21 protein-coding genes and 1 other RNA gene are annotated in these 26,526 nt (G+C 64.2%); 16 read left to right on the forward strand and 6 right to left on the reverse strand.

Annotated features, from left to right (window positions below; genetic code table 11):
• The first annotated feature begins 7 nt into the window (after window positions 1–7).
• From cobC to rnpB, 5 genes are all read left to right on the forward strand, one after another.
• Window positions 8–1,036 (forward strand): Rv2231c family pyridoxal phosphate-dependent protein CobC, encoded by a 1,029-nt coding sequence (gene cobC / locus GBB14_RS08355; protein ID WP_192796122.1) that lies wholly within the window; start codon window positions 8–10, stop codon window positions 1,034–1,036.
• Between the two features lie 48 nt (window positions 1,037–1,084).
• Window positions 1,085–2,224 (forward strand): Nif3-like dinuclear metal center hexameric protein, encoded by a 1,140-nt coding sequence (locus GBB14_RS08360; RefSeq protein ID WP_151529198.1) that lies wholly within the window; start codon window positions 1,085–1,087, stop codon window positions 2,222–2,224.
• A 9-nt stretch (window positions 2,225–2,233) separates the two neighbouring features.
• Entirely contained in the window at window positions 2,234–2,950 is a 717-nt protein-coding gene (locus tag GBB14_RS08365; RefSeq protein ID WP_151529199.1) for a C4-type zinc ribbon domain-containing protein, read from the forward strand.
• A 10-nt stretch (window positions 2,951–2,960) separates the two neighbouring features.
• Window positions 2,961–4,163 carry a bifunctional RNase H/acid phosphatase gene (locus GBB14_RS08370; RefSeq protein WP_151529200.1) on the forward strand — a complete coding sequence of 401 codons (1,203 nt, stop codon included), beginning with the start codon at window positions 2,961–2,963 and terminating at the stop codon, window positions 4,161–4,163.
• A 16-nt stretch (window positions 4,164–4,179) separates the two neighbouring features.
• Window positions 4,180–4,626, forward strand: an RNA gene (gene rnpB, locus GBB14_RS08375) — RNase P RNA component class A.
• Between the two features lie 9 nt (window positions 4,627–4,635).
• Here the strand turns inward: rnpB and thiD are convergent.
• Both thiD and GBB14_RS08385 read right to left on the reverse strand, forming a co-directional pair.
• Window positions 4,636–5,499 carry a bifunctional hydroxymethylpyrimidine kinase/phosphomethylpyrimidine kinase gene (gene thiD, locus GBB14_RS08380; protein ID WP_151529201.1) on the reverse strand — a complete coding sequence of 288 codons (864 nt, stop codon included), beginning with the start codon at window positions 5,497–5,499 and terminating at the stop codon, window positions 4,636–4,638.
• Between the two features lie 21 nt (window positions 5,500–5,520).
• Window positions 5,521–6,810, reverse strand: a complete 1,290-nt coding sequence (locus GBB14_RS08385; protein ID WP_151529202.1) for a hypothetical protein — start codon at window positions 6,808–6,810, stop codon at window positions 5,521–5,523.
• A 141-nt stretch (window positions 6,811–6,951) separates the two neighbouring features.
• On the opposite strand from GBB14_RS08385, the gene GBB14_RS08390 reads away from it, so the two are divergent.
• Complete coding sequence (locus GBB14_RS08390) at window positions 6,952–7,149, forward strand: hypothetical protein (RefSeq protein WP_151529203.1); 198 nt, start codon at window positions 6,952–6,954, stop codon at window positions 7,147–7,149.
• 18 nt (window positions 7,150–7,167) lie between these two features.
• Here GBB14_RS08390 and GBB14_RS08395 read toward each other — a convergent pair whose 3' ends face one another.
• A complete protein-coding gene (locus tag GBB14_RS08395; protein WP_151529204.1) occupies window positions 7,168–8,760 on the reverse strand; it encodes a CYTH and CHAD domain-containing protein in 1,593 nt (530 codons plus the stop codon).
• Window positions 8,761–8,889: 129 nt separating this feature from the next.
• Here GBB14_RS08395 and glnA point away from each other — a divergent pair, with 129 nt between their 5' ends.
• The 3 genes from glnA to GBB14_RS08410 are packed head-to-tail and all read left to right on the forward strand — an operon-like array spanning window position 8,890 to window position 13,904.
• Window positions 8,890–10,230: a type I glutamate--ammonia ligase gene (glnA, locus tag GBB14_RS08400; protein ID WP_151529205.1), complete on the forward strand. Its 1,341-nt coding sequence runs from the start codon at window positions 8,890–8,892 to the stop codon at window positions 10,228–10,230.
• A gap of 39 nt (window positions 10,231–10,269) precedes the next feature.
• Entirely contained in the window at window positions 10,270–13,452 is a 3,183-nt protein-coding gene (locus GBB14_RS08405; RefSeq protein ID WP_151529206.1) for a bifunctional [glutamine synthetase] adenylyltransferase/[glutamine synthetase]-adenylyl-L-tyrosine phosphorylase, read from the forward strand.
• Between the two features lie 44 nt (window positions 13,453–13,496).
• Window positions 13,497–13,904: a hypothetical protein gene (locus GBB14_RS08410; RefSeq protein ID WP_151529207.1), complete on the forward strand. Its 408-nt coding sequence runs from the start codon at window positions 13,497–13,499 to the stop codon at window positions 13,902–13,904.
• Here the strand turns inward: GBB14_RS08410 and GBB14_RS08415 are convergent.
• Window positions 13,901–15,190, reverse strand: a complete 1,290-nt coding sequence (locus tag GBB14_RS08415) for a nitrate/nitrite transporter (RefSeq protein WP_225976649.1) — start codon at window positions 15,188–15,190, stop codon at window positions 13,901–13,903. The two genes, GBB14_RS08410 and GBB14_RS08415, sit on opposite strands and share 4 nt — an antisense overlap.
• A 123-nt stretch (window positions 15,191–15,313) precedes the next feature.
• Here GBB14_RS08415 and GBB14_RS08420 point away from each other — a divergent pair, with 123 nt between their 5' ends.
• The 3 genes from GBB14_RS08420 to GBB14_RS08430 all read left to right on the forward strand — a co-directional run bounded on the left by GBB14_RS08420 (window position 15,314) and on the right by GBB14_RS08430 (window position 19,104).
• Window positions 15,314–16,576: a glutaminase gene (locus tag GBB14_RS08420; RefSeq protein ID WP_151529208.1), complete on the forward strand. Its 1,263-nt coding sequence runs from the start codon at window positions 15,314–15,316 to the stop codon at window positions 16,574–16,576.
• A 525-nt stretch (window positions 16,577–17,101) separates the two neighbouring features.
• Entirely contained in the window at window positions 17,102–17,443 is a 342-nt protein-coding gene (locus GBB14_RS08425) for a DUF485 domain-containing protein (protein ID WP_225976648.1), read from the forward strand.
• Between the two features lie 35 nt (window positions 17,444–17,478).
• A complete protein-coding gene (locus GBB14_RS08430; protein ID WP_151529210.1) occupies window positions 17,479–19,104 on the forward strand; it encodes a cation acetate symporter in 1,626 nt (541 codons plus the stop codon).
• 83 nt (window positions 19,105–19,187) lie between these two features.
• Here the strand turns inward: GBB14_RS08430 and GBB14_RS08435 are convergent, their stop codons facing one another.
• A complete protein-coding gene (locus tag GBB14_RS08435; protein WP_225976647.1) occupies window positions 19,188–19,544 on the reverse strand; it encodes a YbaN family protein in 357 nt (118 codons plus the stop codon).
• Between the two features lie 53 nt (window positions 19,545–19,597).
• The gene (thrC, locus tag GBB14_RS08440; protein ID WP_151529211.1) at window positions 19,598–21,028 is read right to left on the reverse strand and encodes a threonine synthase; all 1,431 of its coding nucleotides are present in this window, start codon (window positions 21,026–21,028) and stop codon (window positions 19,598–19,600) included.
• Window positions 21,029–21,162: 134 nt separating this feature from the next.
• On the opposite strand from thrC, the gene GBB14_RS08445 reads away from it, so the two are divergent.
• From GBB14_RS08445 to glpK, 4 genes are all read left to right on the forward strand, one after another.
• Window positions 21,163–21,702, forward strand: coding sequence for an NUDIX domain-containing protein (locus GBB14_RS08445; protein WP_151529212.1), 540 nt, complete (start codon window positions 21,163–21,165; stop codon window positions 21,700–21,702).
• A gap of 667 nt (window positions 21,703–22,369) precedes the next feature.
• Window positions 22,370–24,094 (forward strand): glycerol-3-phosphate dehydrogenase/oxidase, encoded by a 1,725-nt coding sequence (locus GBB14_RS08450; RefSeq protein ID WP_151529213.1) that lies wholly within the window; start codon window positions 22,370–22,372, stop codon window positions 24,092–24,094.
• A complete protein-coding gene (locus GBB14_RS08455) occupies window positions 24,094–24,834 on the forward strand; it encodes an MIP/aquaporin family protein (RefSeq protein WP_151529214.1) in 741 nt (246 codons plus the stop codon). Before GBB14_RS08450 ends, GBB14_RS08455 begins: the two co-directional genes overlap by 1 nt.
• A gap of 33 nt (window positions 24,835–24,867) precedes the next feature.
• Window positions 24,868–26,400 carry a glycerol kinase GlpK gene (glpK, locus tag GBB14_RS08460; RefSeq protein ID WP_151529215.1) on the forward strand — a complete coding sequence of 511 codons (1,533 nt, stop codon included), beginning with the start codon at window positions 24,868–24,870 and terminating at the stop codon, window positions 26,398–26,400.
• The last annotated feature ends 126 nt before the right edge of the window (window positions 26,401–26,526 follow it).

Genomic DNA, 26,526 nt, shown 5'->3' on the forward strand with positions numbered 1-26,526 from the left:
GAAGCTTGTGTCCCTCTATGATCTGCACTTCCACGGCGATGTGCCCGCGGCCACCGCGGAGCTCGACTTCGCGGTGAATGTCGCCGCCCGCACCCCGGAGTGGCTGCTCGCGCCGCTGCGCGCCGAGGTGGGTAATCTGCGCGACTATCCGGACCACGGCCTCGCCGCCCAGGCCCAGGAGGCGATCGCGGCGATGCACGGGGTACGGCCAGAAAACGTGCTCCTGCTCAACGGTGCCGCGGAAGGCTTTGCGCTGCTGGGGCGGTGCGAGCCACGCCATCCCGTGGTGCTCAGCCCCGGTTTCACCGAGCCCGCCGCCCAGCTGCTCGACCAAGGCTATGAGGTCGAGCTGTGTCCGACCGCCGTCGATTTCTCGCTCCCGCCGATTCCCGCGACGGCCGACATGGTGGTGCTCGGCAATCCCACCAACCCCACCGGCCGGCTCTACAGCGTCGAGGAGATCGCCGCGCTGCGCGCCCCGCAGCGCACCGTGGTGATAGATGAGGCCTTCATGGATATCGCCGGCGATGAGCAGAGCGTGATCACTCAAGCCACGGCGGGGGAGTATGTGGTGCTGCGCTCGCTCACCAAAACCTTCGCCCTGGCGGGGCTGCGCTGCGGCTATGCGGTGGGCAGCCCCGAGTTTCTCCAGCGCTGGGCGCGCTACCGTCCGCATTGGCCGCTGAGCACGCTGCAGTACCGGGCTTTTCTCAGCGTCGCCGCCCACGGCGAGGAGTTCCTCCGCGAAGAGCGGCAGCGGCTGGCAGCGGCGAAGCAACGCCAGTGCGCGCTACTCGCCCCGCATGCGCGGATCCACCTGCCCACCTCGCCCGCGCCCTTTATGCTCATCGAGCCGCGCTGCGCCCACCCCGAGCAGGTGCGCCTGGCCCTCGCCCGCGCCGGGATGAGTGTCCGCCCCTGCCAGAGCTTCCCCGGGCTGGATGAACGCTATTGGCGGCTCGCGGTGCGCGATGAAGCCGCTGTGCGCACGCTTATCGACGCTTTCCTGCAGGCCTGCGCCACCACCACGGACTAGGCACGTACGCTGGGGTGGACGAGACCCCACAGCGAATGAGGAGAGTCCATGAGCTATACCGTGGCCGATATCCGCACCATCCTAGACCGCGCCTACCCGCCCTATCTGGCGGAATCCTGGGACAAGGTGGGCCTGATCTGCGGTGACCCAGCAGCGCCGGTGCGCTCTGTGGGCTTCGCTTTGGATGTCACCCTCGAGGTGGCCCAGCGCGCCGTGGAGCAGGGAGTGGACATGCTCATCGTGCACCACCCGCTGCTGCTGCGGGGCGTGAACTCGGTGGCCGCCGACACCCCCAAGGGGCAGGTGCTGCACACCCTTATCCGCGGCGGGGTGGCGCTTTTTGCGGCGCACACCAACGCCGATTCGGCGCGGCCCGGGGTGAACGATAAGCTCGCCGAGCTCGTCGGCATTCGCCCCGGCCGGCCCATCAAGCCGATCGATCCCGCCGGGCTGGATAAGTGGGGCGTGCAGGTGCCCGAGAGCCATCTGGAGCAGGTCAAGCAGGCGCTATTTAGCGCTGGTGCGGGCGAGATCGGGCACTATGCCAAGTGCGCCTATAGCTTCCCCGGTACCGGCCAATTTGAGCCCCAGGACGGCGCCGATCCCTATGACGGCGAGGTGGGCACCCTGCAGCGCACCGCGGAGTGGCGGGTGGAATGCGTGGCCCCGCGCCGGGCCCGCCAGGCCATCCATGACGCGCTACAGCAGGCCCATCCCTATGAGGAGGTGGCCTTCGATATCGTCGAGCTCGCCGGCATCACCGACCCTGAGCAGGCCTATGGTTTGGGGCGCATCGGTCAGCTGCCCGAGCCGATGCGGCTCGCCGATTTTGTGCAGCAGGTGGCGAACGCCCTGCCCGAAACCGCCTGGGGGATTCGGGCCGCCGGCGACCCCGAGCAGCTCGTGCAGCGCGTGGCGGTCTCCTCTGGGGCGGGGGATAGCTTCCTCGATACGGTGCGCGGATTGGACGTGGACGTCTACGTCACCTCCGATCTGCGCCATCACCCCGTGGACGAGTATCTGCGCGCCGGTGGCCCCGCCGTGATCGATACCGCGCACTGGGCCAGCGAGTTTCCTTGGACCGCGCAGGTCAGTGAGCTGATCGCTACGGAAACGGGGCTAGACACTACAATCATCGACATCCGTACCGATCCGTGGACGATGTCCGCACACCCGCACCACCACTAGAGGAGAATCATGCGCCTAGCTGCGCACTTGCAGCCCATGCTCGCCGAATTAGCTCGCCGCGAACGCGTCGGAGCCGGCCCGCTGAAAAAAGAAGAGCAGGCCGAGCGCGAGGTGTTGGAGGCGTTGCTCGCCCAGCGCGCCGAGGAGCGCAATGCCCGCGCCGCCTCGCAGATGTCCACCGAGGATCAGCGGTGGGCGGTGAGCCGGATCGAGGCGGATATCCGCAAGCTACGCCGCCGCGAAAAGGCCAATGTGCAGGCCTTGGGGGCGTCAACGGATACCGCCACCCGCCGCGATCTCGAGCACGATCTCCGCTCCACCCGCCAGAAGCTGGGCGAGCAGCAGGACCTCCTGCAAGAGGCAGAGCAGCGGGTGGCTGCCGCCGAGATGAATACCATGGCCAGCGGCGCGGAATCCGATGAGCTGGACCGCAAGATTGAGGCCGCGGAGCGGGCCGTGGCCGCCGCCCAGCACGCCACCGAGGCCGCCGAGGCCTCGAATGCGGAGCGCATCACTGAGCTCCGCGCCGAGCTTCCCGAGGATGCGCTACGGCTGCTCTCGGCGAGCGCCTCCGCCTTCGGCGCCGCATTCTTTAATGGGCGCACCTGTGGCGGGTGTTCCATTATCCTGCCGGTGGCGCAGGCATCCGCCATCATGTCCGCCCCCAGCGATAGCGTGCCCACCTGCCCCGAGTGTGGCACCTACCTGGTGCGTGAGCGCGGCTAGGGGGGCATCTATGAAGCTGGTTATTGAATCCGATGGCGGCTCGCGCGGCAATCCCGGCATCGCTGGGGCCGGCACCGTGGTGTACAACGCCACCCGTAGCCGCGAGCTGGCCACCGTGGTGGAATACCTGGGCTCGGCGAGCAATAACGTGGCCGAATACCATGGCATGATTAATGGCCTGCGGGTCGCCCGCGACCTTGGCGCCTCCGAGGTGGAGGTGTACATGGACTCCAAGCTGGTGGTGCAGCAGATGTCTGGGGCGTGGAAGATCAAGCACGCCGATATGCAGAAGCTGGCACTGGCGGCGCGCTCCCTGGCCCAGGAGATCGGGGCAGTGAGCTATCACTGGATTCCGCGGGCCAAGAATAAGCGGGCCGATGAGCTCTCTAATGAGGCCATGGACCTGCACGGCACCGGGGTGAAGCCGGGGCATATGGTGCTCGGCGGGGAGGATCGCCCGCAACCGCGGGCGGTACATCCGCTGCTCGCCACCGACGAGCCCGGCACTGTTCAGGAACTGCCGCTCGACCCCGCCCCGAGCGCCCCCAGCACCGCGGCGCGCTGGACTGGGGCGACGAGCACCCCGACGCGGCTGATCCTGCTGCGCCACGGCCAAACCGAGATGTCCGCGCAGAAACTCTATGCCGGCCACTCCGATGCCCCGCTCACGGAGCTCGGCGAACAGCAGGTGCGCGCGGCCGCACAGCGCATTGCCGCCGGCCTCGACGGCGAGGGCTTCTATGGGGCCCAGCACATCGACGCCATCGTGGCCTCGCCACTGAGCCGCGCCCAGCGCAGCGCCGAGATCCTCGCCGACACGATCGAAGGCCCAGCGGTGGAGACCGCCGAATGCCTGCGCGAGATGGACTTTGGCGACTGGGATGGGCTGAGCTTCGCCGACGCCCACGCCCGCGATCCACAGCTGCACAGCACCTGGCTGAACGACCCCACCACGGCCGCCCCCGGTGGGGAATCCGTGCTCGACGCCGATCAGCGCGTGTGGGACGGTGTGCAGCAGCTCATCGAAAACCACCGCGAACGCAGCCTTGCCCTCGTCGCCCATGTCACCCCCATCAAGGCGGTGCTGCGGCATGCCCTCGGCGCCGATGAGCGCTTCTTCCACCGGCTGCACCTCGACCTCGCCTCCATCTCCGTGGTGGAGTTTTATGCCGATGGCCCAGTGAGTGTGCGCATTGTGAATCTCACCGGCTAAGCTAGATTCTTGCGAATGAGTCGGCTGGGTAATCGCGGCGGGCGTAACTGCGCGGAAGCGTGTACGTCGCCTCGTCGAGGAAAGTCCGGACTCCACAGAGCACGGTGGTTGCTAACGGCAACCCAGGGCGACCTGCGGGAATAGTGCCACAGAAAGGAAACCGCCTCCCAGCTGCACTGGATGATATGCACTGGCAGGTAAGGGTGAAAGGGTGTGTTAAGAGCGCACCAGCACCCGCAGTGATGCGGGCGGCTAGGTAAACCCCACCGGGAGCAAGGCCGAAGGGCGCACCTCTGGTGTGCCTGCACACGGACAGCCAAGTGAAAGGCTGAAGTTGCTCGACTTCTCGAGCCGTGTGGGTTGGCCGCGTGAGGCCCGTCAGCAATGGCGGGTCCAGATGGATGATTACCGCCCACGGCAGCAGCCGCGGGAACAGAATCCGGCTCATAGGCCGGCTCATTCGCCCCTCTTTTTACTCGCCCAGCAGCCCGGCCTGCCGGTAGAGCTGGTGGAAGTGGTGCACCGGCCCGTGGCCGTGGCCTACCTCCAGCTCATCGGCGTGCGCGATGGCCTCATGCAGCCACACGGTGGCCCAGTGCACCGCCTCAGAGGCGTGCTCGCCGGCGCCGAGCCGGGTCGCAATAGCCGAGGACAAGGAGCAGCCGGTGCCGTGGGTATTGCGGGTATCGATCCGCTCGACCGGGGTATGCCACTGGGCGCCATCGGGGGTGATCAGTGTGTTACCGGCATCCGCATCGGAAATATGGCCGCCCTTGCACACCACGGCGGTGTGCAGCGTGCGCGCCACCTCGGTGGCATAGGCCAGCGATTCCTCGCGATTCGTGCACTCCCCAGCGTGGAAAGGCCCGCCACCGTTCATGGCCTGGCGGAGCACCGCCAGCTCCCCAGCATTGGGCGTGATCAGATCAGCGCGGGGAAGGAGCTCAATGAGGGCATCGGCCGAGCGCTCATCGTGCAGCAGATCCCCCGAGGAGGCCTTCATCACGGGGTCGATCACCACCGGGATGTCGGCGTCGATACGCCCCAGAAAATCCGCCACCTCGCCGATGGTGTCGCGATCGCCAAGCATGCCGATCTTAACGGCGTCAATATCCACATCGCTGCGCACCGCCTCCAACTGCTCGCGCAGGAAAGAGCGGGGCGGGGTAAAAATCTCGCGCACCCCGCGCGTGTTTTGCGATACTAGGGAGGTCACCACCGTCATGGCGAAACCACCGGCCGCGGAGATGGCCTTGATATCGGCTTGGATACCGGCGCCGCCGGTGGGATCCGTACCGGCGATGGACAGGACGCGAGGGATGGAGTCGAAGATCATAGGCTCTCGTGTAGATGGGGGCTAGTGCATACAAGCGGCGGTTCCGGTGCCCAGCGCAACGACGACACACCCGTCCTCGCTGAGCTCGGCAATGGTGTGCTGGGCGCGGGACTGGGGGACAACGGCGAGCACCGCGGGCGAGACGCCCCACTCTAAGGGACGGGCCGCCACGGCCCCGCGGGTGCGGCAGAGCTGCACCAGCGCGGTGAGGTGCTCATCGAGGGCGCTGCCGGTGGCGCAGTGCGCCGCCAGCGCTGCCGCCGAGTCATTCAACGCATCATAGGCCTGGGATTCGCGCCGGGAGCGCAAAAACATGGCGGTGTGCTGGGCGCGCTCATCTTCCGCCGCGAAAATCTCGGCCCACTCCTGTGCCTCGCGGGCGCTCGGCACATAGTCCGGCACGGGGGAATCGCTGTGGGAATGGTGAATATGCAGCGCCTGCACCCAGTCATGGATGCGCTCCGGGGCATCGGGGAGACTCCGCAGTGTCGTGACTCCGAAGGTGGAACACGCCGCAGCCATGCAGGAACGGCGGGTGGCGCTCGCCTCCGCAGGCGCGGGGCACTGGCCCGGGGAATATACCCCGATCACTACGTGCGGCTGCCCGCCGTCCTGGCTGAGATGCGCTGCGGCCGTCACCGAGCCATCGGCGTGATCGAGCACCACCAGATGCGGCCTCGTGGATGCGCCAGTGCTACGCAGCGCCGCATGGTAGCGGGCGGGAAGCACCGGCTGCGGGGCCAGCGTGGCGGCATGATGCACTAAGGTGTCCACCACGCGGGTGCGCCCCGGCGCATCATCCTTGGCCGTGGACTCGCTGTGAATGAGCAGCGCCAGCGCCGCCTCGGTGGCCTCGAAGCGACCGAAGCCCTCGACGGCGGGAATATCGGTGAAGACAGTGATCTCCAAACCGGCGTGGCCGGAGGCGGCGGAGGGACGCCAGCCGAGGCTGGCAATGAGCGTCGATAAGCGCCATGCCCACGGATAAGCGGCGCGTAGCTCCGCGTGGGCAGCGGGCGGCTGATCCATGAGCTCGACCACCCGCGACCAGCCAATGGTCTCGCTGAACGTGGTGGTGGTGCCGTCCACATCGCGGGCGTGCACCTGCACCCGCACTACATCCTCTGCGACAGGGCTGGCGGCTACCGCGCTGCGATAGATCGTGTGCGCAATGATCACGGTACCGCCGGTGTCATCGCCATATTCGCCAATGACCGGCACAGTCGCAGGGGCCGAGGCCACCGGAGCGGCGGTGGGGTGCAGCCGTGCCACCTCCGCTGCGTGATCAGGATGTGCGCTCGGCCACAACACCTTGGCTCCTCCTTAGGACTCCGCGGGAACATAACTTCTCACCCACTCTAGGACAGCGCGTTCCCGCATGCGCCGACATGGGGGCGCTAAGACCCCTACAATGGGCATAATGCCCAATACACAAAGTTTTAAGGAGCGAGCATGACTGAAAATAAGTGGTACTACAACGTCTCCACCGGAGAAGTATCCACCGACAAGGTGGGATCGTGGGACGACCGCATGGGTCCCTATGCCACCGAAGAAGAGGCCCACAACGCCTTCGAGATCGCGCAGCAGCGCAACGAGGCCGCCGATGAGCGCGAGCGCGAGGACGACTGGAACGACGACGACTGGGGATAAAACCAGCAGCCGCAGCGCTTATCGACGCCGCCCTCGCATCTTTGTATAGGCGGCGCGAATGGCGTCGAAAGACTCTTCATAGCCGCTGAGGGCCTGCAGCCCCAGCTGGCGTTCTTTTTGATAGAGCAGCCCATAGGCGAAGGTGTCCTCGCCCTTCGCGCGGGCGCGCAGCGCGAGCCGCACGATCATATCCCGCGAGGTGACGGTGTCCTGGAAGTCGCCGAGCACAGACTGCATGCGTTTACAGGCCTTCACCACCTTCTTCGTTTTCAAGGAGGTGGCCGCGCCGGCGGCATCCGCCGAATAGCGGAGCTTCTTCGCCGCCTTGCGCATATTGTGCACCGCGTTTTCGCGGGTGTGCAGATCCAGCTCCTGGTCGGCCCACACTGCCACCGCTTTCTTATGGCGTTTCACCAAGCGGCGGTAGGCGCCGTCGAGATGGCTGGCCAGCACCTGCTCCGGCTCAGCCGCGGCGGCCGTGTCGCCGGCCTCATGCGCGTCGGCGGCCAGCGGGGGATGGGCGAGCAGCTCGTCGAGATCCCGCAATAAGGTGAGATAGCGCTCGCTATCGAGCACCTTCACCACCCGGGCGTGGGCGCGGCGATAGTCGCGGTGGAGACCCTGGAGCACGCGGGCGCGGGTGGTCTCATCGATCTTGCCGCTGTCCTCGGCCTCAATCAGGTGAACCATGCGCTCGGCCACCACCTCTGCATCGCGGGCCTGGCCGAGGATGCCGGCCAAGGCCTTGAGCTCTTGCTCAATATGGCTATAGGCCTCGCCCACGAGAATGCCCTCGAAGGTGCGCATGTGGCTGCGCAGCTCACGGGTGGCCACCCGCATCTGGTGGATCGAATCCCACTCATCGCGGCGCACCCGCGGATCCATCTCCACGATGCGATCGCGATTCTGTGCCAGCGCCGCCACCACGCCCGCCGCGGGGGACGAGGAGGGTAGCTCGGCCAGCTGCGGGGGAGTAGGGGCGGCAGTAATCGACTCGCCCAACGCCGCTACCAACTTGGAGGGGCTATCGGAGTCGCTGGCGCCGGCGGCGCGCACCACCTTGCTGGCCTTGCGCAAGAACTTCGCCCCGCGCTTGGTCTCTGCCGCCGGCCCGGCGAGCTCGATCTCCCACTCGCGCCAGCGCCGCGCCGTGCCCGTGGGCAGGAAAGAGTGGGCAGAAACGTGATCATCGCAGAACTCGGCTAGCGCTTCTCCCGCCGCATCCTCATACACCGTCTCGTGGCGCTCATTATCCACTCGGGCGATAGGCTCCAGGCTGTGGCCGCGGCTTAAGGCCCGCACCGTCGCCAGAATCTCCGCGGGAATGCGTTCCGGATCTGCGGGATCACTATCGGCGTGAATCTCCAGCCGGCCCTGCTCGCCGGGCAGCTTGATATGCCAGCCGTCATCCTTGCCGCCGGTACGGCGCCGCAGCGTCACTTTCGCCCGCGTCAGCCGCAGATCGGGGGTGTCAAAATACACCGCCGATAAACGGTGCACCACGGTCTCGCGCGCGGCCTCGCAGCCAGAGACATGCGTCAGATCCGGAACCGCGAGCTCCTCGGTGGCGGAGAACTTTATTTCAACCTCAAGATTCGTGGCAGTGCCCATGCCCAATATCTACCAGTTTTGCTCCGTGTTAGCTGCGTAAACACCACTCGGGGGTGTGCCGGACGCGGCTGTAGATCAGGGCAGGATACTGGACCAACTCGAGCGCCGAACTCAAGTAGGTTGGAATATATGAACAGCCAACAGGAATTCGTGCTCCGCGCCATTGAAGAACGAGACATCCGCTACGTGCGCCTCTGGTTTACCGATATCCTCGGCTACCTGAAGTCCGTGGCTATCGCCCCCGCAGAGCTCGAGATCGCGCTCGAAGACGGCATCGGTTTCGACGGCTCCGCCGTGGAGGGCTTTTCCCGCATCTCTGAATCGGACACCCTAGCCAAGCCCGATCCCTCCACCTTCCAGATGCTGCCGGATTCCTACGGCGAAGGGCTGGAAAACACCGCCCGCATGTTCTGCGACATCGTCATGCCCGATGGCCAGCCCTCCTGGGTGGATCCTCGCCAGGTGCTGCGACGCCAGACCGAAAGGCTGGCCGATGAAGGCTTCCGGGCGCTGCTGCACCCCGAGATTGAGTTCTACATGGTGCGCAGCCTCGATACCGATGGCAAAGAGCCCGTCCCCACCGATAATGGCGGCTACTTCGACCACGCCACCTACGACGATGCACCACGATTCCGTCGCGATGCCATGGCCGCTCTCGAGTCCATGGGTATCGCCGTGGAGTTCTCGCACCACGAGACCGCGCCGGGTCAGCAGGAGATTGATCTCCGCTATGCCGAGGCGCTGAATATGGCGGATAACATCATGACCTTCCGCTACCTGATTAAGGATGTGGCCGCCCACCACGGCGTGAAGGCCACCTTTATGCCGAAGCCCTTCCGGGATTTCGCCGGCTCGGCCATGCACACCCACATGTCGCTCTTCGAGGGCGATACCAATGCCTTCCACGACTCCGATGACATGTACAACCTCTCGCGCACCGCGAAGCAGTTCATCGCCGGCATCCTCTACCACGCCCCGGAGATCTCCGCGGTCACCAACCAGTGGGTGAACTCCTATAAGCGCATCATGTTTGGCAATGAGGCCCCCACCGCGGCCACGTGGGGAGTGTCGAATCGTTCCGCCATGGTGCGGGTGCCCACCTATCGCCCCACAAAGGTTTCCTCCCGGCGCATCGAGGTGCGCTCCCCGGACACCGGCTGCAACCCCTACCTGGCCTATTCGGTGCTGCTTGCCGCCGGTCTGCGCGGCATTAAAGAAAGCTATGAGCTCCCCGATCCGGCCGAGGACGATATCTCGCAGCTGACCCGCCGGGAGCGCCGTGCCCTCGGCTATCAGGACCTGCCGGCCAGCCTGGACCAGGCATTGCACATGATGGAGCAGTCCGAGTTCCTCGCCGAGGTATTGGGCGAGCACGTCTTCGAGTTCTTCCTGCGCAGCAAGTGGAGCGAGTGGCGGGACTATCAAAGCCAGATCAGCGCGTGGGAATTGCGCACCAATCTGCACTACTAAGATCGAGCATTCCACCGCCCGCAGTCGAGGATAAAGATCATGCGCACTAGCCTGCCCACCCCAGCCAGTTTGTCCCTCCAACGCCCCACGGCCGCCGATGACCTCAAGGAGCTGGGGTGGTACAACGAGGAGTCCCTTGAGCTGCTGCGGCAGCTCTCCGGTGCCGCCGACCCGGATCTGGCGCTCAATACCCTCATTCGCTTGGTCGCCAACCTCGACGATGCGGAACGCGCCGAGTTTGATCGCAGTATGCGCGAGCACCGCGAGCTGCGGGTCCGGCTCATCGCGCTGCTCGGCGGTTCCACCGCGCTCGGCGATCATCTGGTGGCCCATCCGGAGACGTGGCGCAGCCTCAAAGAGCCGATGCCCACCAAGGAGGAGATGCTGCGCCTCATGCTCGGTGCGGTGGATGCCCGTCCCGCCCGCTTCGCCGAGGATGTCTCCGCCCAGCCCGCGGCCGAGAACTGCTCCGAGGTGGGCATGTATGTGGCCGGCATGGTGGGCACCGAGGCCGAGCGAGCGCTGAAGGTGGCCTATCGCAGCATCATCATGCGCATTGCCGCCGCGGATCTCGCCGGCACCTATCCCGAGACCAGCCGCCGCTCCGGATTGGAGATGGTGGCGTTTAAGACGGTCTCGGCGCGGCTGTCTGATGCGGCCGATGCTGCGCTCACCGCTGGGCTCGCCGTGGCCGCCGCTGGGGTCTACGGCGTGGATCCCCTGGACTGCGCGCTCGGGGTGATCGCCATGGGCAAGTGCGGGGCGCGGGAATTGAACTATATCTCCGATGTCGATGTGATCTTCGTGGCCGAACCCGCCACCCCGAAGGCCACCCGCCTGGCCAGCGAACTCATCCGCATCGGTGGCAAGGCCTTCTTCGAGGTCGATGCCGCCCTGCGCCCTGAGGGCAAGCAGGGGGCGCTGGTGCGCACCCTCGAATCACATGTGAGCTACTACAAGCGCTGGGCGGAAACCTGGGAATTTCAGGCACTACTCAAGGCCCGCCCCCTCACCGGCGATATGGAGCTGGGACGCCGCTATGTTGAGGCGCTCGAGCCCATGGTGTGGGAGGCCAGCCAGCGGGATAATTTTGTGGAGGGCGTGCAACACATGCGCTCTCGGGTGCTGAATAATGTGCCCTCCGATATGCAAGAGCGCGAGCTCAAACTCGGCCGCGGCGGGCTGCGCGATGTGGAATTTGCCGTGCAGCTGCTGCAGATGGTGCATGGCCGCGTGGATGAGACCCTGCGCACCAAGGCCACCGTGTCTGCACTCGAGGCGCTTATCGACGCCGGCTATGTGGGCCGAGAAGACGGCAAGGTGCTCATCGAGGACTATGAGTTTCTCCGCACCATCGAACACCGCCTGCAGTTGCAGCGCCTGCGGCGCACACATGCCCTGCCCAAGCCGGAGGACACCACCGCCCTGCGGTGGTTGGCGCGGTCTGCCGGGCTGCGCGGCGAGGGGCGCGGAACCAGCGCGGAAACCCTGTTGAAGAAGCTCAAACGCGTCTCCATCCAAGTCCGTGGGCTGCACACGCGGCTGTTCTACCGCCCCTTGCTGGGCTCGGTGGCCGCCCTCGATACCGGCACGCTCACCTTGAGTAAGGAATCTGCGAAGCTGCAGCTGGCCGCCCTGGGCTATCAATTCCCGGATCGGGCCTATGAGCATCTCACGGCGCTCGCCTCGGGCTCCTCCCGCAAGGCCAAGATCCAGGCGATGCTGCTGCCCACCCTGATGGAGTGGCTGGGCGATACCGCCAACCCGGACCAAGGTTTGCTCAACTATCGCAAGCTCTCGGATGCGGCCTATGACCGCACGTGGTTCTTGCGTACCCTGCGCGATGAGGGGATCGTGGGGCAGCGCCTGATGAAAGTGCTGGGGACCTCGCCCTATGCGGCAAATCTGGTGGTCTCCGCCCCCGAGGTGCTCAAGCTCTTTAGCGACTCCGCCAAGGGGCCGCGGCTTTTGGAGCAATCGCCGGAGACCATTGCCAAGTCACTGCGTGCGGCCGCGGCCCGGCACGATGATCCCGACCGGGCGATCACCGTGGCCCGCTCTTTGCGTCGAGTAGAGCTGGCGCGTATCGCCTCCGCGGATCTTCTCGGGCTGATCGACGTGCAGACGGTGTGCGCGAGCCTCTCGGAGATCTGGGATGCGGTGCTCGACGCCGCCCTCGCCGCCGAGATCCGCGGCTCCGTGCACAAGGGCGAGGTGGAGAAACCCCTTGCCCGCATCGCGGTGATCGGTATGGGCCGATTGGGCGGTAAGGAGCTGGGATATGGCTCCGATGCCGATGTGATGTTTGTGGCCGAGCCCGTGGAGTCGGTGGGGGAGAATGAGGCACTGATGTGGGCTAAGCGCATCGTCGATCGCATGCGCCGCCGGCTGAGCAAGCCCTCCAGCGATCCCTCCCTCGAGGTGGATTTGGGCCTGCGCCCCGAAGGGAAATCGGGGGCCGTGGCCCGCACCGTGGAAAGCTATCAGCGCTACTACTCCTCGTGGGGCGCGGTATGGGAGAAACAGGCGCTGCTGCGGGCCACCGACATTGCCGGCGATAAGGAGCTGGGCGTGCAGTTCCTCGCCGCCATCGACGAGTTCCGCTATCCCCCTGGGGGCGTGGATGAAAAGACCGTGCGCGAGGTGCGCCGCATGAAGGCGCGCGTGGACAATGAACGCTTGCCGCGCGGCGCGGATCGTAAAACCCACACCAAGCTGGGGCGGGGCGCGCTCACCGATATCGAGTGGACGGTGCAGCTCGTGAGCATGCTCGAGGCGCACAAGCACCCAGCCCTGCACACCACCTCCACCTTGGAGGCGCTGGATGTGATGGAACATGAGGGCATCGTGGACGCGGAGAAGGTACAGATTCTGCGCTCCGCATGGCTGGCCGCCACCCGCGCCCGCAATGCGCTGGTGCTGGTGCGGGGCAAGCGCACCGATCAGCTGCCGCAGCCTGGGCCGCAGCTCGCGGAAACCGCGGCGGCCGCCGGCTGGAACCCCATGAATTACCAGGAATTTTTGGAGGACTATCTGAAAAAGACCCGCCGCGCCCGGCAGGTGGTGGACGAGGTGTTCTGGGGCGAGTCCACCATCAGTGATGAGATTGCCGATTCGGAGGGGATGGAGCACCGATTCGGCCCCATGGGGTCTTTCTCCGGTGGCGGCCAGCAGCGACCCCAGCAGATGCGGCGCATTCCCCGGGGGAATGAGCGTTTCTAGATCGCTACACTGGGGTGCACGTAGCGCCTAGAAGGAGCAGTGCAATGAATATTTCCATGCGTATCGGGCTCGATATGGATAGCCCTACCGTCGCTGATCTCATCGAGTTCGCCGATACCCTCCGTAACCTCGGGGTCGATCCCGAGGAGTATCTCGTGATCGATGAGGACAACCGCGAGATCTATGTGGAGCACAACGGCGTGCCCGGTGCTCCCGCCGCCGCCTCGGCCGCCGAGGATGTGGTGGACGCGGAGGAGGTGGAGGATGCCGAACCCGCAGCGGCGACCCCGCCCACCGGAGATGAGGGCGAGGAGAGGATCGAATTTCCGCGCGGTACGAGCTTCGACGCCGGCAAGGTCTATGACGCCGTGCGCCAAACCTTAGGCGACCAGGCGGTGCACAGCGTGGTGGATGCGCTGCTGCGGGGCCGTAGTGGCCCCAGCCCGCGCTAGCGGCGCTCGCGGCGGCGTGCCCACACCAAAGCACTGGCGCCCAGCGCCCACACGATGAGGGCGGCGAGCCCAGCGAAGCGGAAATCGCCCCACGTGTAGTGGGTGCTGTCCGTGGTGGCGACGTCGAGAAGCATGCCATAGCCCTGGGCGACGATCATGCCGGCGGTGAAGCCGCCCATATTGGCCAAGCCCGTGCCCGTGGCGAGTACCTCGTGGGGCACGGCCTCGCGCACCTGGTCGAAGCCATAATTGGCCACTGGGGCGAGCGCGCCCATCACCACATTGAGCACCACGATCCACGCCACCCCGCGCGGGGAGGCACTAGCGAAAAAGAGCGCCCACAGCGCCATCGTGATGCCCGAGCTCACCAGCGCCAGTATCCAGCGATTCGCCCCGAAGCGCGCCGAGATGAACCCGTGGAGCGGGCCGGCAAGAACCTGCACCACGGTATTGACCACCAGCACCCAGCCGGCGACATGGGCGCTGATCCCCATGCCGAGGGTCATCAGCGGCATGCCCCAGGTGAGGGTGAAGACCACCTGCGGGAATAGGCCGATGCCGTGAATGAAGAAGCCCTGCCAGCAGGCCGGATGGGTGGCCACGATACGCAGGCGGGCCCGTAGCGGCTGGGTGGAACTCACCAGCCGGCGGGGCGGCTCCTGAATAGCCACCCAGGCCGCCAGCGCCACCAGCACGCCCGCCGCCGCCGCGGAAATGAAGGCCACTTCCCAGCCCGCGGCGTGGAGGATACCGAGAAACACCACCGCGGAAAGGAACTGGCCCACCTGCCCCAACGCGGCAGTCAGCTGCGTGAAAATGGGTGCCCGGTGCAAGGGAAACCACTGCGGAATAATGCGCATCACCGACAAAAATGCGGTGGCATCGCCCATCGCCACCAGCACCCGGGCAATGATAGCCACCGTAAAGCTCGTGCTCAGCGCGAGCACCAACTGGCCGCCGGCCATGACGAGGGCGCCGGCGACGAGCAGGCGACGGGCACCGAAACGATCGATCAGCACGCCGGTGGGAATCTGGGCGAGGGCATACACCCCCATCTGCACCGCGGTGAACACCGCGAGCCCGCTGGCGGAGGCGGAAAAACGCTCGAAGGCCTCGACACTGGCCACACCAAAGGAACCGCGGCCCATGATGGCCACGATGTAGACCACGACGGCGGCCAGCCACACCACGATCGCCTGGCGCTGGCTGACGGCAGCGGTGGGGTCGGTGGGGTCGGTGGCGCCAGCGGAGGACGCGGAGGACGCGGCATCAGAGGTGTTCATCATCCACCACGATAGTGCTGGGAAGAGCGCCGCTGGCAGGCGGGTCCTAGGCAGGGGCCGAGCGTTGGTAGTGTCGAGTCTGTCCGCCTGTGGCCGCAGCGATAAGGAAGGCTTTGGAGCTGAAGTATGTCTACCCCGATTCACGATTACCTATCGCTCGCCCTCGAGTCCATCGACTATGACGCGGAAGGCACGGTCGCCGACTATATTCCCGTGCTGGCGCAGGCCGATCCGGAGCGCAAGGCCATCGGCCTGTGCACCTCGCATGGTCGCATCTATTGTGTCGGCGATGCCGAGCACGAATTCTCCATGCAGTCAGTATCCAAGCCCTTTGCCTATGCCCTCGCCCTCGAAGAATGTGGGTTGCAGACCGTCTTAGAGACCGTGGGCGTGGAGCCTTCCGGCGAGGCGTTTAATGAACTGTCTTTGGATACGCCCACCAACCGCCCAGTTAATCCCATGATCAACGCGGGGGCGATCGCTATTAATCAGCTGATTAATGGCGTGGACTCCACCATTGAAGAACGCGTGGAGAAGATCCTCGCCCAATTCTCTCGGCTGGCCGGCCGCGAGTTGAGCGTGGACATGGCGGTGGCCTATTCGGAATTGGACAACTCGGATCGTAACTTCGCCATCGCGCACATGTTGCGCTCCTACGGCATTATCGGCGACGACGCCCATGACGCCGTGGTGTCCTATGTGTATCAGTGCTCCATCAACGTCACCGTGCGGGATCTCGCGGTCATGGCCGCCACCCTGTCCAATGGTGGAGTGCAGCCGCTCACCGGCGAGCAGGTCGTGAGCGAGGACGTCTGCCACCAAGCCTTGGCCGTGATGGCCTCGGCCGGCATGTATGACGCCGCCGGGCGGTGGATGACCTCCGTGGGCATTCCCGCTAAATCGGGGGTCTCGGGCGGAATGATGGGCTGTCTGCCCGGACAGCTGGGCATCGCCACCTTCTCCCCGCCGCTCGACGTCAATGGCAACTCGGTGCTGGGGCGCAAGGTATTCCAGCGGCTCTCCCGCGATTGGGGCCTGCACTTGATGTCCACCGACCGGCGTGGCGTGAACGCGGTGCGCGAGCTGGTCCAAGAGGGAGATATCTCCCTTCTCAAGCTGCAGGGAACGCTCAACTTCTCGGCCGGCGAGGCCTTATTGCACGCCATGCGCACCCGCGAGATTCGCGGCCCGATCTTCGCCGTGGATATCTCTCGCGTCATCTCCCTGGCGCCGGTGGCCTTGCGCATGCTGCTCGAGGGGCTGCGGCGGCTGCGCGAGGAGGGCCACCGCGTGGTGATCATCGACCCCGATTCGCAGGTGGACCAATCCTCCCTCAGCGGGGATGAGTGCTTTGAAGTAGTCACCGATATCGGTTTGATTCGGTACTAGCGCCGGGCTGGCGCCGCCACAGCGGGGGTAGTGGCGGCCGCGCCGCGGCTCGCTCTGGAACCATCGCCCAATAGGGGGTAGGCGGGCGAGAAAATGTGAAGAACTTTACATAACTTACGTTGGGGAAGGGGGTGTATCGGGCGCGAAATGCGACATGGTTACCCCCATGCGGGTAAATTATTGATGAATCAAAGTATTTTTTAGTCTATTTACTCCGTCGCTTGCGGCATGGGTTGCGATGGTGGTGTGTCGCACTTTTGCAGACATGCAAAGAAGTTTAGGCGAGGCTCATTTTTTTGCGGGGGTGTTGCGCTCGGATGAGAAAGGAAAGTTGCTTCACAGTTTTCACATCTGCCTGTAGTGTCTCACTTCACAAAGGCCGCACATTATGAGCTCCACGTCACGTGCATGGAGGCGCGTGGTGGATCACAATGTCGGTCGATATGAGCCCAACCTTTGACAATAGGAAGCGAGACACCCATGCCTGTGTCCCCATCCCCCTCCTCGCACGGTAGGGATCCGGTCGTGCCCCGGACTCCCACCGAGCAGGATTTCATCGAGACCGCCCACACAGAAGACTTCACACGCCTGCGTAGCACCTTCCGTGGATTCGTCTTCCCCGTCTTCGTCGCCTTCATCACCTGGTATCTGCTCTACATTGTCACCGCCACCTTCTTGGTGGACGTGGTGACCATCAAGGTGTTCGGCTATATCAACCTCGGCATGGTCCTCGGCATCGCCCAGTTCCTCACCGCCGGGATTGTTACCTGGGCCTATCTGCGTTTCGCCGATAACACGCTGGATCCCGCCTCCGCGCTGATCCGCGAGCAGATGAACGACCGCCTCAGTGAACCCCGGCAGCACTAGCGCCGCCCCCTCCTAGCAGATACCAAGGACTACTTATGACTCACTCCACAACAGTGCTCGCGACTGAAGCGATCAGCACCGGCAACCCGGTGCTCAATATCTCCATCTTCGTGGCGTTCATCGTGGCCACGATGGGCATCGTAATTCGCGTGACCCGCCAGACCTCGCAGAAGGGCTCCGATTTCTACACCGGCGGCGCCTCCTTCTCCGGCAAGCAAAACGGCCTCGCCATCGCCGGCGACTATCTCTCCGCCGCCGCCTTCCTCGGCGTCACCGGCGCCATTGCCCTCTATGGCTATGACGGCTTCCTCTACTCGGTGGGCTTCCTCGTGGCCCTGCTGGTGGCGCTCGTGCTCGTGGCCGAACCGCTGCGCAATACCGGCCGCTTCACCATGGCCGATGTGCTCTCCTTCCGGCTGAAGCAAGGGCCGGTGCGTACCGCGGCTGCGATCTCGACGCTGTCTATTTCGCTGTTCTATCTCATCGCCCAGATGGCCGGCGCCGGCGGACTCGTCGCCCTGCTGCTGGGCATCGAGGGCAAGGTCGCGCAGTCGGGCGTGGTCGCCATCGTCGGTGTGCTCATGATCGTCTACGTGCTCGTCGGCGGCATGAAGGGCACCACCTACGTGCAGATGATCAAGGCGGTGCTGCTCGTGGGCGGCTCCATCCTCATCACCCTGCTGACCTTCGTCGCCGTCAAGGGCGGCTTCAATGAGCTGCTCGGATCCGCCGTGGCCAATCACCCCAAGGGCGAGGACATCCTCGGGCCGGGCCTGAAGTATGGCGCCTCCACGCTGACCAAGCTGGACTTCGTCTCCCTCGGCATGGCGCTTGTTTTCGGCACCGCTGGCCTGCCGCACGTGCTCATGCGTTTCTACACCGTGCCCACCGCCCATGAGGCGCGCCGCTCGGTGGCGTGGACCATCGGCATCGTCGCGCTCTTCTTCCTGCTCACCGTGTTCATGGGCTATGGCGCCGCCGCGCTGGTGGGGCCTGAGCAGATCCAGGCCGCACCCGGTGGAGTGAACTCCGCTGTGCTGCTGCTCTCGGCGCGGGTCGGCGGCACGATCTTCATGGCCGTGATCTCTGCCATCGCTTTTGCTACCATCCTCGCCGTGGTGGCCGGTCTGGCCATCACCGCTTCGGCCTCGGTGGCACACGACCTCTACAACAACGTGATCCGTAAGGGGCAGGCCACCGAAGAGGAGCAGGTGCGAGTCTCGCGCATCACCGTGGTGGTCATCGGCGTGCTCGCCATCGTCATGGGCATTGGTGCCATGGGCCAAAATATCGCCTTCCTGGTCGCCCTGGCCTTCGGTATCGCCGCCGCAGCCAACCTGCCCACCATCATTTACTCGCTCTACTGGAAGCGCTTCAACACCACCGGCGCCCTGTTCTCCATGTACGGCGGCCTGCTTACCTCCGTCATTCTCATCGTGCTCTCCCCGGCATTCTCCGGCACGGAGACGGCCATGTTGCCGAATGCGGACTTCGCGATCTTCCCGATTACCAATCCCTCGATCGTCGCGATCCCTGCCGGCTTCCTCCTCGGCATTATCGGCACCTACCTCGGTAAGCCCGATAACTTCGAGGGCAAAGCGGCAGAGATGGAAGTGCGCGCGCTCACCGGAATCGGCGCTGCTAAGGCGGTGCAGCACTAGCTGCTTCTCGCTTATCGACGCCACCTCGCGCCACACCGGCCCACCACCTCAGTGCAGACTCGAGGGGTGGGCCGGTGGTGGTTTTAGCGGGCGGTAGTCAGCCGCGAAATATGCCAGGTCATGCCCAGCGCGCCCAAGGGGAACAGGGTGTAGACGAGCACATGATCCACGCGCCAGATGGCCAAGGCCACGGCCAGCCATATCGTGGTGAGGGTGAAAATCTTGTGCTTTTTGCTCATCGCCCCAGATTGATAGTTGGTGATATAGGGGCCGAGTTGCGGGTGGGAGAGCAGCCAGTCGTGCATCCGCGGAGAGCTTTTGGCAAAGCAATACGCTGCGAGGAGCAAAAACGGCGTCGTGGGAAACAGCGGCAATACTATGCCGATGATTCCGCATCCGGTGGCGATCACACCGACCGCCCGCAGCATAAACTTAAGCACCCTTGCATACTAACAAGGGTGCTTTAGGCAAGACTAATGTTTGCTGCGCGGCGCTAGGCGAGGCGTTCGTCGATGAAGTCCTTGACGCGCTGGGCATCATTGGGCATGTCGAAGACGCGGAACTCCACATCTTCAATCCCGGCGAAGCGCTCCGGCAGCTCTGGGGCAGAGCCAATGGCCTCGGTGATGGTCTCGGCGAATTTCACCGGCAGCGCCGTCTCTAGGCAGATGATGGGGGAGTCGGTGGACTCGCGGTTCTGCTCGGCGGCGGCCACACCATCCGCGGTGTGGGGGTCGATGAGCACCCCATAGTCGCGGTGCACGCGGGCGATGGTGCGCAGGCGATCAGCGTGGGTAGACGTGCCGGCGAGGAAGCCATACTCCGCTGCGGCGCGGGCAAAGGCGGGATACTCGCTGAGCGAGAAACCGCCCTGCTTTACCTGGGTGCCAAAGAGCTCCGCGGTGGTCGCCGCATCCCGGTCGAGGAGATCGAAGATGAAGCGCTCGAAGTTGGAGGCCTTGGAGATGTCCATCGACGGCGAAGAGGTGGCCTGGGTTTCGGCGGCGCTGCGCACCCGGTAATCGCCGGTGCGGAAGAACTCCTCCAGAACATTGTTCTCGTTCGTGGCCACGATCAGCTTGTCGATGGGAACGCCCATCGAACGCGCGATATGGCCGGCGCAAATATCACCGAAATTGCCGGTGGGCACGGAGAAGGACACCTGCTGCTCATTGGAGGACGTAGCGCGGATCCAGCAGGAAACGTAGTAGACCACCTGGGCCATGAGGCGGGCCCAGTTGATGGAGTTCACCGCACCGATCGATCGAGTGGATTTAAAGTCGGCATCCGCGGAGATCTCCTTGACCACGTCTTGGCAGTCATCGAAGACGCCATCGAGGGCGATATTGAAGATATTGTCATCGTGCAGGCCAAACATTTGGGCCTGCTGGAAGGGGGTCATACGCCCTGCGGGGGTGAGCATGAACACGCGGATATTATCGCGCCCGCGCATGGCGTACTCCGCCGAGGATCCGGTATCGCCAGAGGTGGCACCCACGATATTCAGGGACTGCCCGCGCCGGGCCAACTCGTATTCAAAGAGCTCGCCCAGCAGCTGCATGGCCATGTCCTTAAAAGCGGCCGTGGGGCCCATGGACAAGCGTCCGAGCAGCAGGTCATCGCCGAGGGTGCGCACCGGAACGATCTCCGGGGCCGAGAACTTCGGGGTGGTGTAGGCGCGCTCGCAGATACCGCGCAGATCCTCCGCGGGAATGTCATCGACGAACAGCTGCAGCACCTCGAAAGCGAGGGCGGCATAGCCCTGCTCATTCAGTACGGATCGCCACTGAGTGAGCTGCTCGTCGCTGAGCTGCGGGTAGCTTTCGGGCAAAAAGAGCCCGCCGTCGGGAGCGAGGCCGCCGAGGAGAATGTCGGTGAAGGAATACGGGGTAGCCGAGGTATCGCGAGTAGAAATGTAGTGCACCTCACCCAGCTTAGGGGGTTGCTGCAGTGAGCAAAACTTCAACCCCGCTCCGGCGGCGGAAGTCTCCCCTGAAGCGGGTGAGGGCACGGGCGCACCGGCTATCCGTGCAGCGTGTGCGGGTAGAGTCAGGTGATATGCCTACACCTGACTATATTCTCAGTCTTCGTGAAAAAATCGGCCACGAGCCGCTGCTTTTACCAGGGGTGACCGCGATCGTGTTACGCGAGTCCACCACCGGCAACTTCCTCAATGCTCCCGAAGTATTGCTCGTCCGCCGCGCGGACAATGACATGTGGACGCCGGTGACCGGCATCGCCGATGCAGGAGAAGAACCCACCACCACGGCCGTGCGCGAGGTCAAAGAAGAGGCCTGCCTTGATACCCGAGTAGCCGCTCTTCTTGGGTGCGGGGCGGTGGGGCCGGTGACCTATCCCAATGGAGATGTCGCCTCCTATATCGATATCGCCTTCCGACTCGAGGTGGTGGGCGAGGACGAGCCGGCCGTGGGCGATGACGAATCCAGTGCGGTGGGCTGGTTCAGCATCGCCCAGCTGCCCTCCTCCGTGGCGCCGCGCTTCCGGCTGCTCATCGCCGACGCCGTCGCGCAACGACGCCGCCCGCAGGGCTTCCAGCCCCGTATGGGCTATCACAAGCGGGACAAGCCGGCCTTCTAGCGCTGGGGGAGGCCGCGCCCACCGGCCCTTCTGGGGGAGGGGTCGGTGATGGCTGTAATAGACATAAAGGGTTCGGTTTTGGGGGAGGCCGCTGGGGGTAAATGGGCGCAAAATGACAGGACATATATGCCCGCTTACCGATTAGTAGCTTTGTTTCCTGTGGGGTGGTGGTCATTTTCAAATTCGCGGGGGTATAACTCATTACCATTCCGTAGCTTATGGGAATGGACATGGGATGAATTCTCTAAAAGTCCTGCTAGGAGTCGGTTACTATTCCGTAGTTTTGGGGCCACTTATCGCTAAAAAAACAGGCCCCGAAAGGGGGTAGTGACGGCGCCGTAAGTTACTGGGATAATGTGCTACAAATCACATTAAGATATACATAGCCCACTGCATATATGCCTGCGAACTGCACTTATGTCCCTTTGTGTGGGACTTGCTTTGTCCTGCTAATAAAAAGCACCCTTTTGGGGTGGGGTGGGCGCTGTTACTCTGGACTTTGACATCAGGGCTCAGTGCTCTTGGTGATGAGAGTGTTAGAACTTTCCTAACTCCCGCACTGCGTCCTCACCTCAACCCATTGTTGGCCTCCACCGATGCGCCGAAGCTCACCTGTTGGTGAGTGCAACACGAGGCGTCGACGGGCCGGAAAGGTCGTGAATTTCACATGGCTTCCACATCGAAGCAGGCACTCAACCCCGAGTACTACGAGGAATCTTGGGAGAAGTTCGGTTCAGAGAAATTTGACGTCGTCATCATCGGCGGAGGCTCGGTGGGTGCAGGTGCTGCCCTCGACGCCGCCACCCGTGGTCTCAAGGTCGCGGTGATCGAGACCCGCGACTTTGCCTCTGGCACCTCCTCTCGTTCCTCCAAGATGTTCCACGGCGGTTTGCGTTATCTCGCGATGCTGGACTTCCGCCTCGTGGCAGAATCCCTCCGCGAGCGCGAGCTGAATATGTCCACTCTGGCTCCGCACCAGGTCAAGCCGCTGAAGTTCCTCTTCCCACTGACCAACCGCGTGTGGGAGCGGGTCATGATGTTCGGCGGCTTCACCCTCTATGACCTCATGGGTGGCGCCAAGACCGTCCCCATGCAGAAGCACTACACCCGCAAGGGCGCCCTCAAGGTGGTCCCGGCGCTGAAGGAAGATGCTGTTGTCGGCGGTATCCGCTACTACGACACGCTTGTCGACGACGCCCGCCACACCATGACGGTGCTGCGCACCGCCGCCGAGTACGGCGCCACCATCCGCACCTCCACCCAGGTGGTCGGTTTCGAGAAGAAGCACGGCCGCGTCGTTGGCGCTACCCTGCGTGACACCGACACTGGCCGTGAGACCAGCGTCCACGGCTCCGTATTCATCAACGCCACGGGCGTGTGGAATGACGACATCCACAAGATGGCCGGGGTGGAGGGTAAGTTCTCCGTGCACGCATCCAAGGGCGTGCACATTGTGGTGCCGAAGGACAAGATCGAATCCGACGCTGCACTCTGCTTCGTCACCGAGAAGTCGGTGCTCTTCGTGATCCCGTGGGGCGAGTACTGGATCGTCGGCACCACCGACACTGAGTACACTGAGGGCCGCCCGGACCCGGCCCCCACTAAGGAAGACATCGACTACATCTTGGGCGAGCTCAACGAGCGGGTGCGCACCCCGATCACCCACGGCGATATCGTGGGTGTCTACTCCGGTTTGCGCCCGCTGGTGGCCGGCTCCTCCGATACCACCACCAAGCTCTCCCGCAACCACGCTGTTGCCCGCGACCTGCCAGGCCTGATTTCCGTGGCCGGCGGTAAGTACACCACCTACCGTGTGATCGGTAAGGATGCCGTGGATCTCGCGATCGGCGACATCCCGAAGCAGGTTCCGGAGTCCATCACCGATCAGACCCCGATCCTGGGCGCCGATGGCTACCATGCGCTCGTCAACCAAGTGGACGCTCTGGCCGCTCGCCACGGGCTGCCCGCCGCGACCATCGAGCACCTGCTCGGCCGCTATGGCTCCCTCTATGAAGAAGTGCTGGCCCCGGCCGCCGAGGATAAGGACCTGCTCACGCCCATCGAGGGTGCAGAGGGCTATATCTGGGCAGAGGTGCTCTACGCCGTCACCCACGAGGGTGCGCTGCACCTGGAGGACGTGCTCAACCGCCGCCTGCGCGTGGCCATGGAATACGACGACCGCGGCACCGTCGCGGCCGAGGCTGTTGCCACCTTCATCGCCCCGCACCTTGGCTGGGATGACGCAACTGTGGAAGCAGAGCTGGAGAGCTTCCGTGGCCGCGTCGATGCCGAGCTCAACGCCGAAAAGGCTCTCACCGATGCCGCTGCCACCGACTACATGATCAAGGCCGGCGATCCCCGAACCAACATCGACGAAAGCGTAGATATCTAATGATCACAGCAACCCAAGCGCTGGGCTGGGAATTCCTCGGCACCACACTGCTCCTGCTCCTCGGTAATGGAGTGTGCGCCGTCAATACGCTGCGCACCTCCGGCGCCCGGAACACTGGCTGGCTTCTCATTGCCCTCGGTTGGGGTATGGCCGTGTTTATCGGTGCCTCCGTGGCCAATGTCTCCGGAGGCCACCTGAACCCGGCCGTCACTGTGATGCTTGCGCTCAATGGTGCCACCCCGTGGGAGCTCGTTCCTTATTACATCGTCGGTCAGATGCTCGGCGGTCTCTTCGGAGCAGTGCTCTGCTACCTCACCTTCAAGCAGCTTTTCGACGCCAACTCGCTGGACGACAACGGCGAGAACACCGATGCGAACAGCGTGACCGGTGGCATCTTCTTCACCGGCCCCGCCCATCCGAAGAACGGCTGGAACGCATTCACCGAGTTCATGGCAACCTTCGTGCTCTTGGCCTTCATCGCCTGGGGTCCCACCGGTGGCGAGCTCGGCCCGATGACCTACTTCGCCGTGGCCTTCGTGGTGGTCTCCATCGGTATGTCCCTTGGTACCCCCACCGGTTATGCCATCAACCCGGCTCGTGACCTTGGTCCTCGTATCGCCTACGCCTTCCTCCTGCCCATCAAGGGCAAGGCCGACGCGAACTGGGGCTACGCCTGGGTTCCTGTTGTCGCCCCGATGATTGCAGCCGTCGTCGTTGGCCTCATGGCCACCGTCATGTAGTCCACCTTCCCCCCATCACCCCTGGAGAACACTATGTCCACCAAATACATTGCCGCGATTGATCAAGGTACGACCTCGACTCGCTGCATCATTTTCGATCACGACGCCAACCAGGTCTCTGTAGGCCAGTACGAGCACAAGCAGTACTTCCCGCAGAAGGGCTGGGTGGAGCACGACCCCAAGGAGATTTGGGACAACACCCGCCGCGCCGTCGGCCGCGCCCTGGCGAACCAGGACATCTCTGTCCAGGACGTGCTGGCCGTCGGTATCACCAACCAGCGCGAGACCACCGTTGTCTGGGACAAGAACACCGGTGAGCCCATCTACAACGCCATCGTCTGGCAGGACACCCGCACCACCGAGATCTGCCGCAAGCTGATCGGTGAGGACACTGCCGATAAGTGGCAGAAGCGCACCGGCCTGCTCATCAACTCCTATCCGGCCGGCCCGAAGGTGAAGTGGATTCTCGACAACGTCGAGGGTGCCCGCGAGCGTGCCGAGAAGGGCGAGCTACTCTTCGGCACCATCGACACCTGGCTGCTGTGGAACATGACCGGCGGCGCCGAGGGCGACGATGGGGCAGAGGCACTGCACGCCACCGATGTCACCAACGCCTCCCGTACCTTGCTCATGGACCTGGAAACCTTGGAGTGGGACGAGGAGCTGTGTGAGGCTATGGGTATTCCGTTGTCCATGCTTCCCGAGATCCGTCCCTCCGTGGGCGACTTCCGCTCCATCCGTGCCCGCGGCTCGCTCTCCGGGGTGCCGATTAAGGCCATCTTGGGCGACCAGCAGGCTGCCATGTTCGGCCAGGGCTGCTTCCGCGCCGGCGATGCCAAGAACACCTATGGCACCGGCCTGTTCCTGCTGCTCAACACCGGCACCAAGCCGCAGCTGAGCGAAAACGGCCTGCTCACCACCGTCTGCTACCAGCTCGAGGGCGAAAAGCCCGTCTACGCGCTGGAGGGCTCGGTATCCATGGGTGGCTCCCTGGTGCAGTGGCTGCGGGACAACCTGCAGCTGATCCCCAACTCGCCCTCCGTGGAGAATCTCGCTCGCGAGGCCAAGGACAATGGCGGCGTGTACATCGTGCCCGCCTTCTCGGGGCTATTCGCCCCGCGCTGGCGCTCCGATGCCCGCGGCGTGATCGTGGGCCTGACCCGCTTCACCAACCGCAAGCACATCGCCCGCGCCGTGCTGGAGGCCACTGCCTACCAGACCCGTGAGGTGGCCGACGCCATGGTGGCCGACTCCGGAGTGGAGATCACCAACCTGCGCGTCGACGGCGGCATGACCATGAACGAGCTGCTCATGCAGTTCCAGTCCGACATTCTGGGCACCAAGGTGGTGCGCCCGAAGAACGTGGAAACCACCGCTACCGGCGCGGCCTACGCTGCCGGCCTGGGGGTCGGCTTCTGGGAAGACCTGGCCGCATTGAAGGACCAGTCCTCTGAGGCGAAGACATGGAGCCCCTCCATGCCGCAAGAAGAGGTTGATCGTCTCTACAGCGATTGGAACCGTGCTGTGGAACGCTCCTATAACTGGGAGGTCCCCGAGGAGGATTAATCTCCGCACGGGACAGTGTGTGAGGGGATAGATACAAGCCCCGTTCACGGTGTGCATTCGCACTCATAGCCACCGTGGGCGGGGCTTGGCCCTGTCCGTGTCCGCTCGGCACGCTACGATACTCAA

This window comes from Corynebacterium sp. 51B, from assembly GCF_008930785.1.
GTDB classification, from domain to species: Bacteria; Actinomycetota; Actinomycetes; order Mycobacteriales; family Mycobacteriaceae; genus Corynebacterium; species Corynebacterium megadyptis.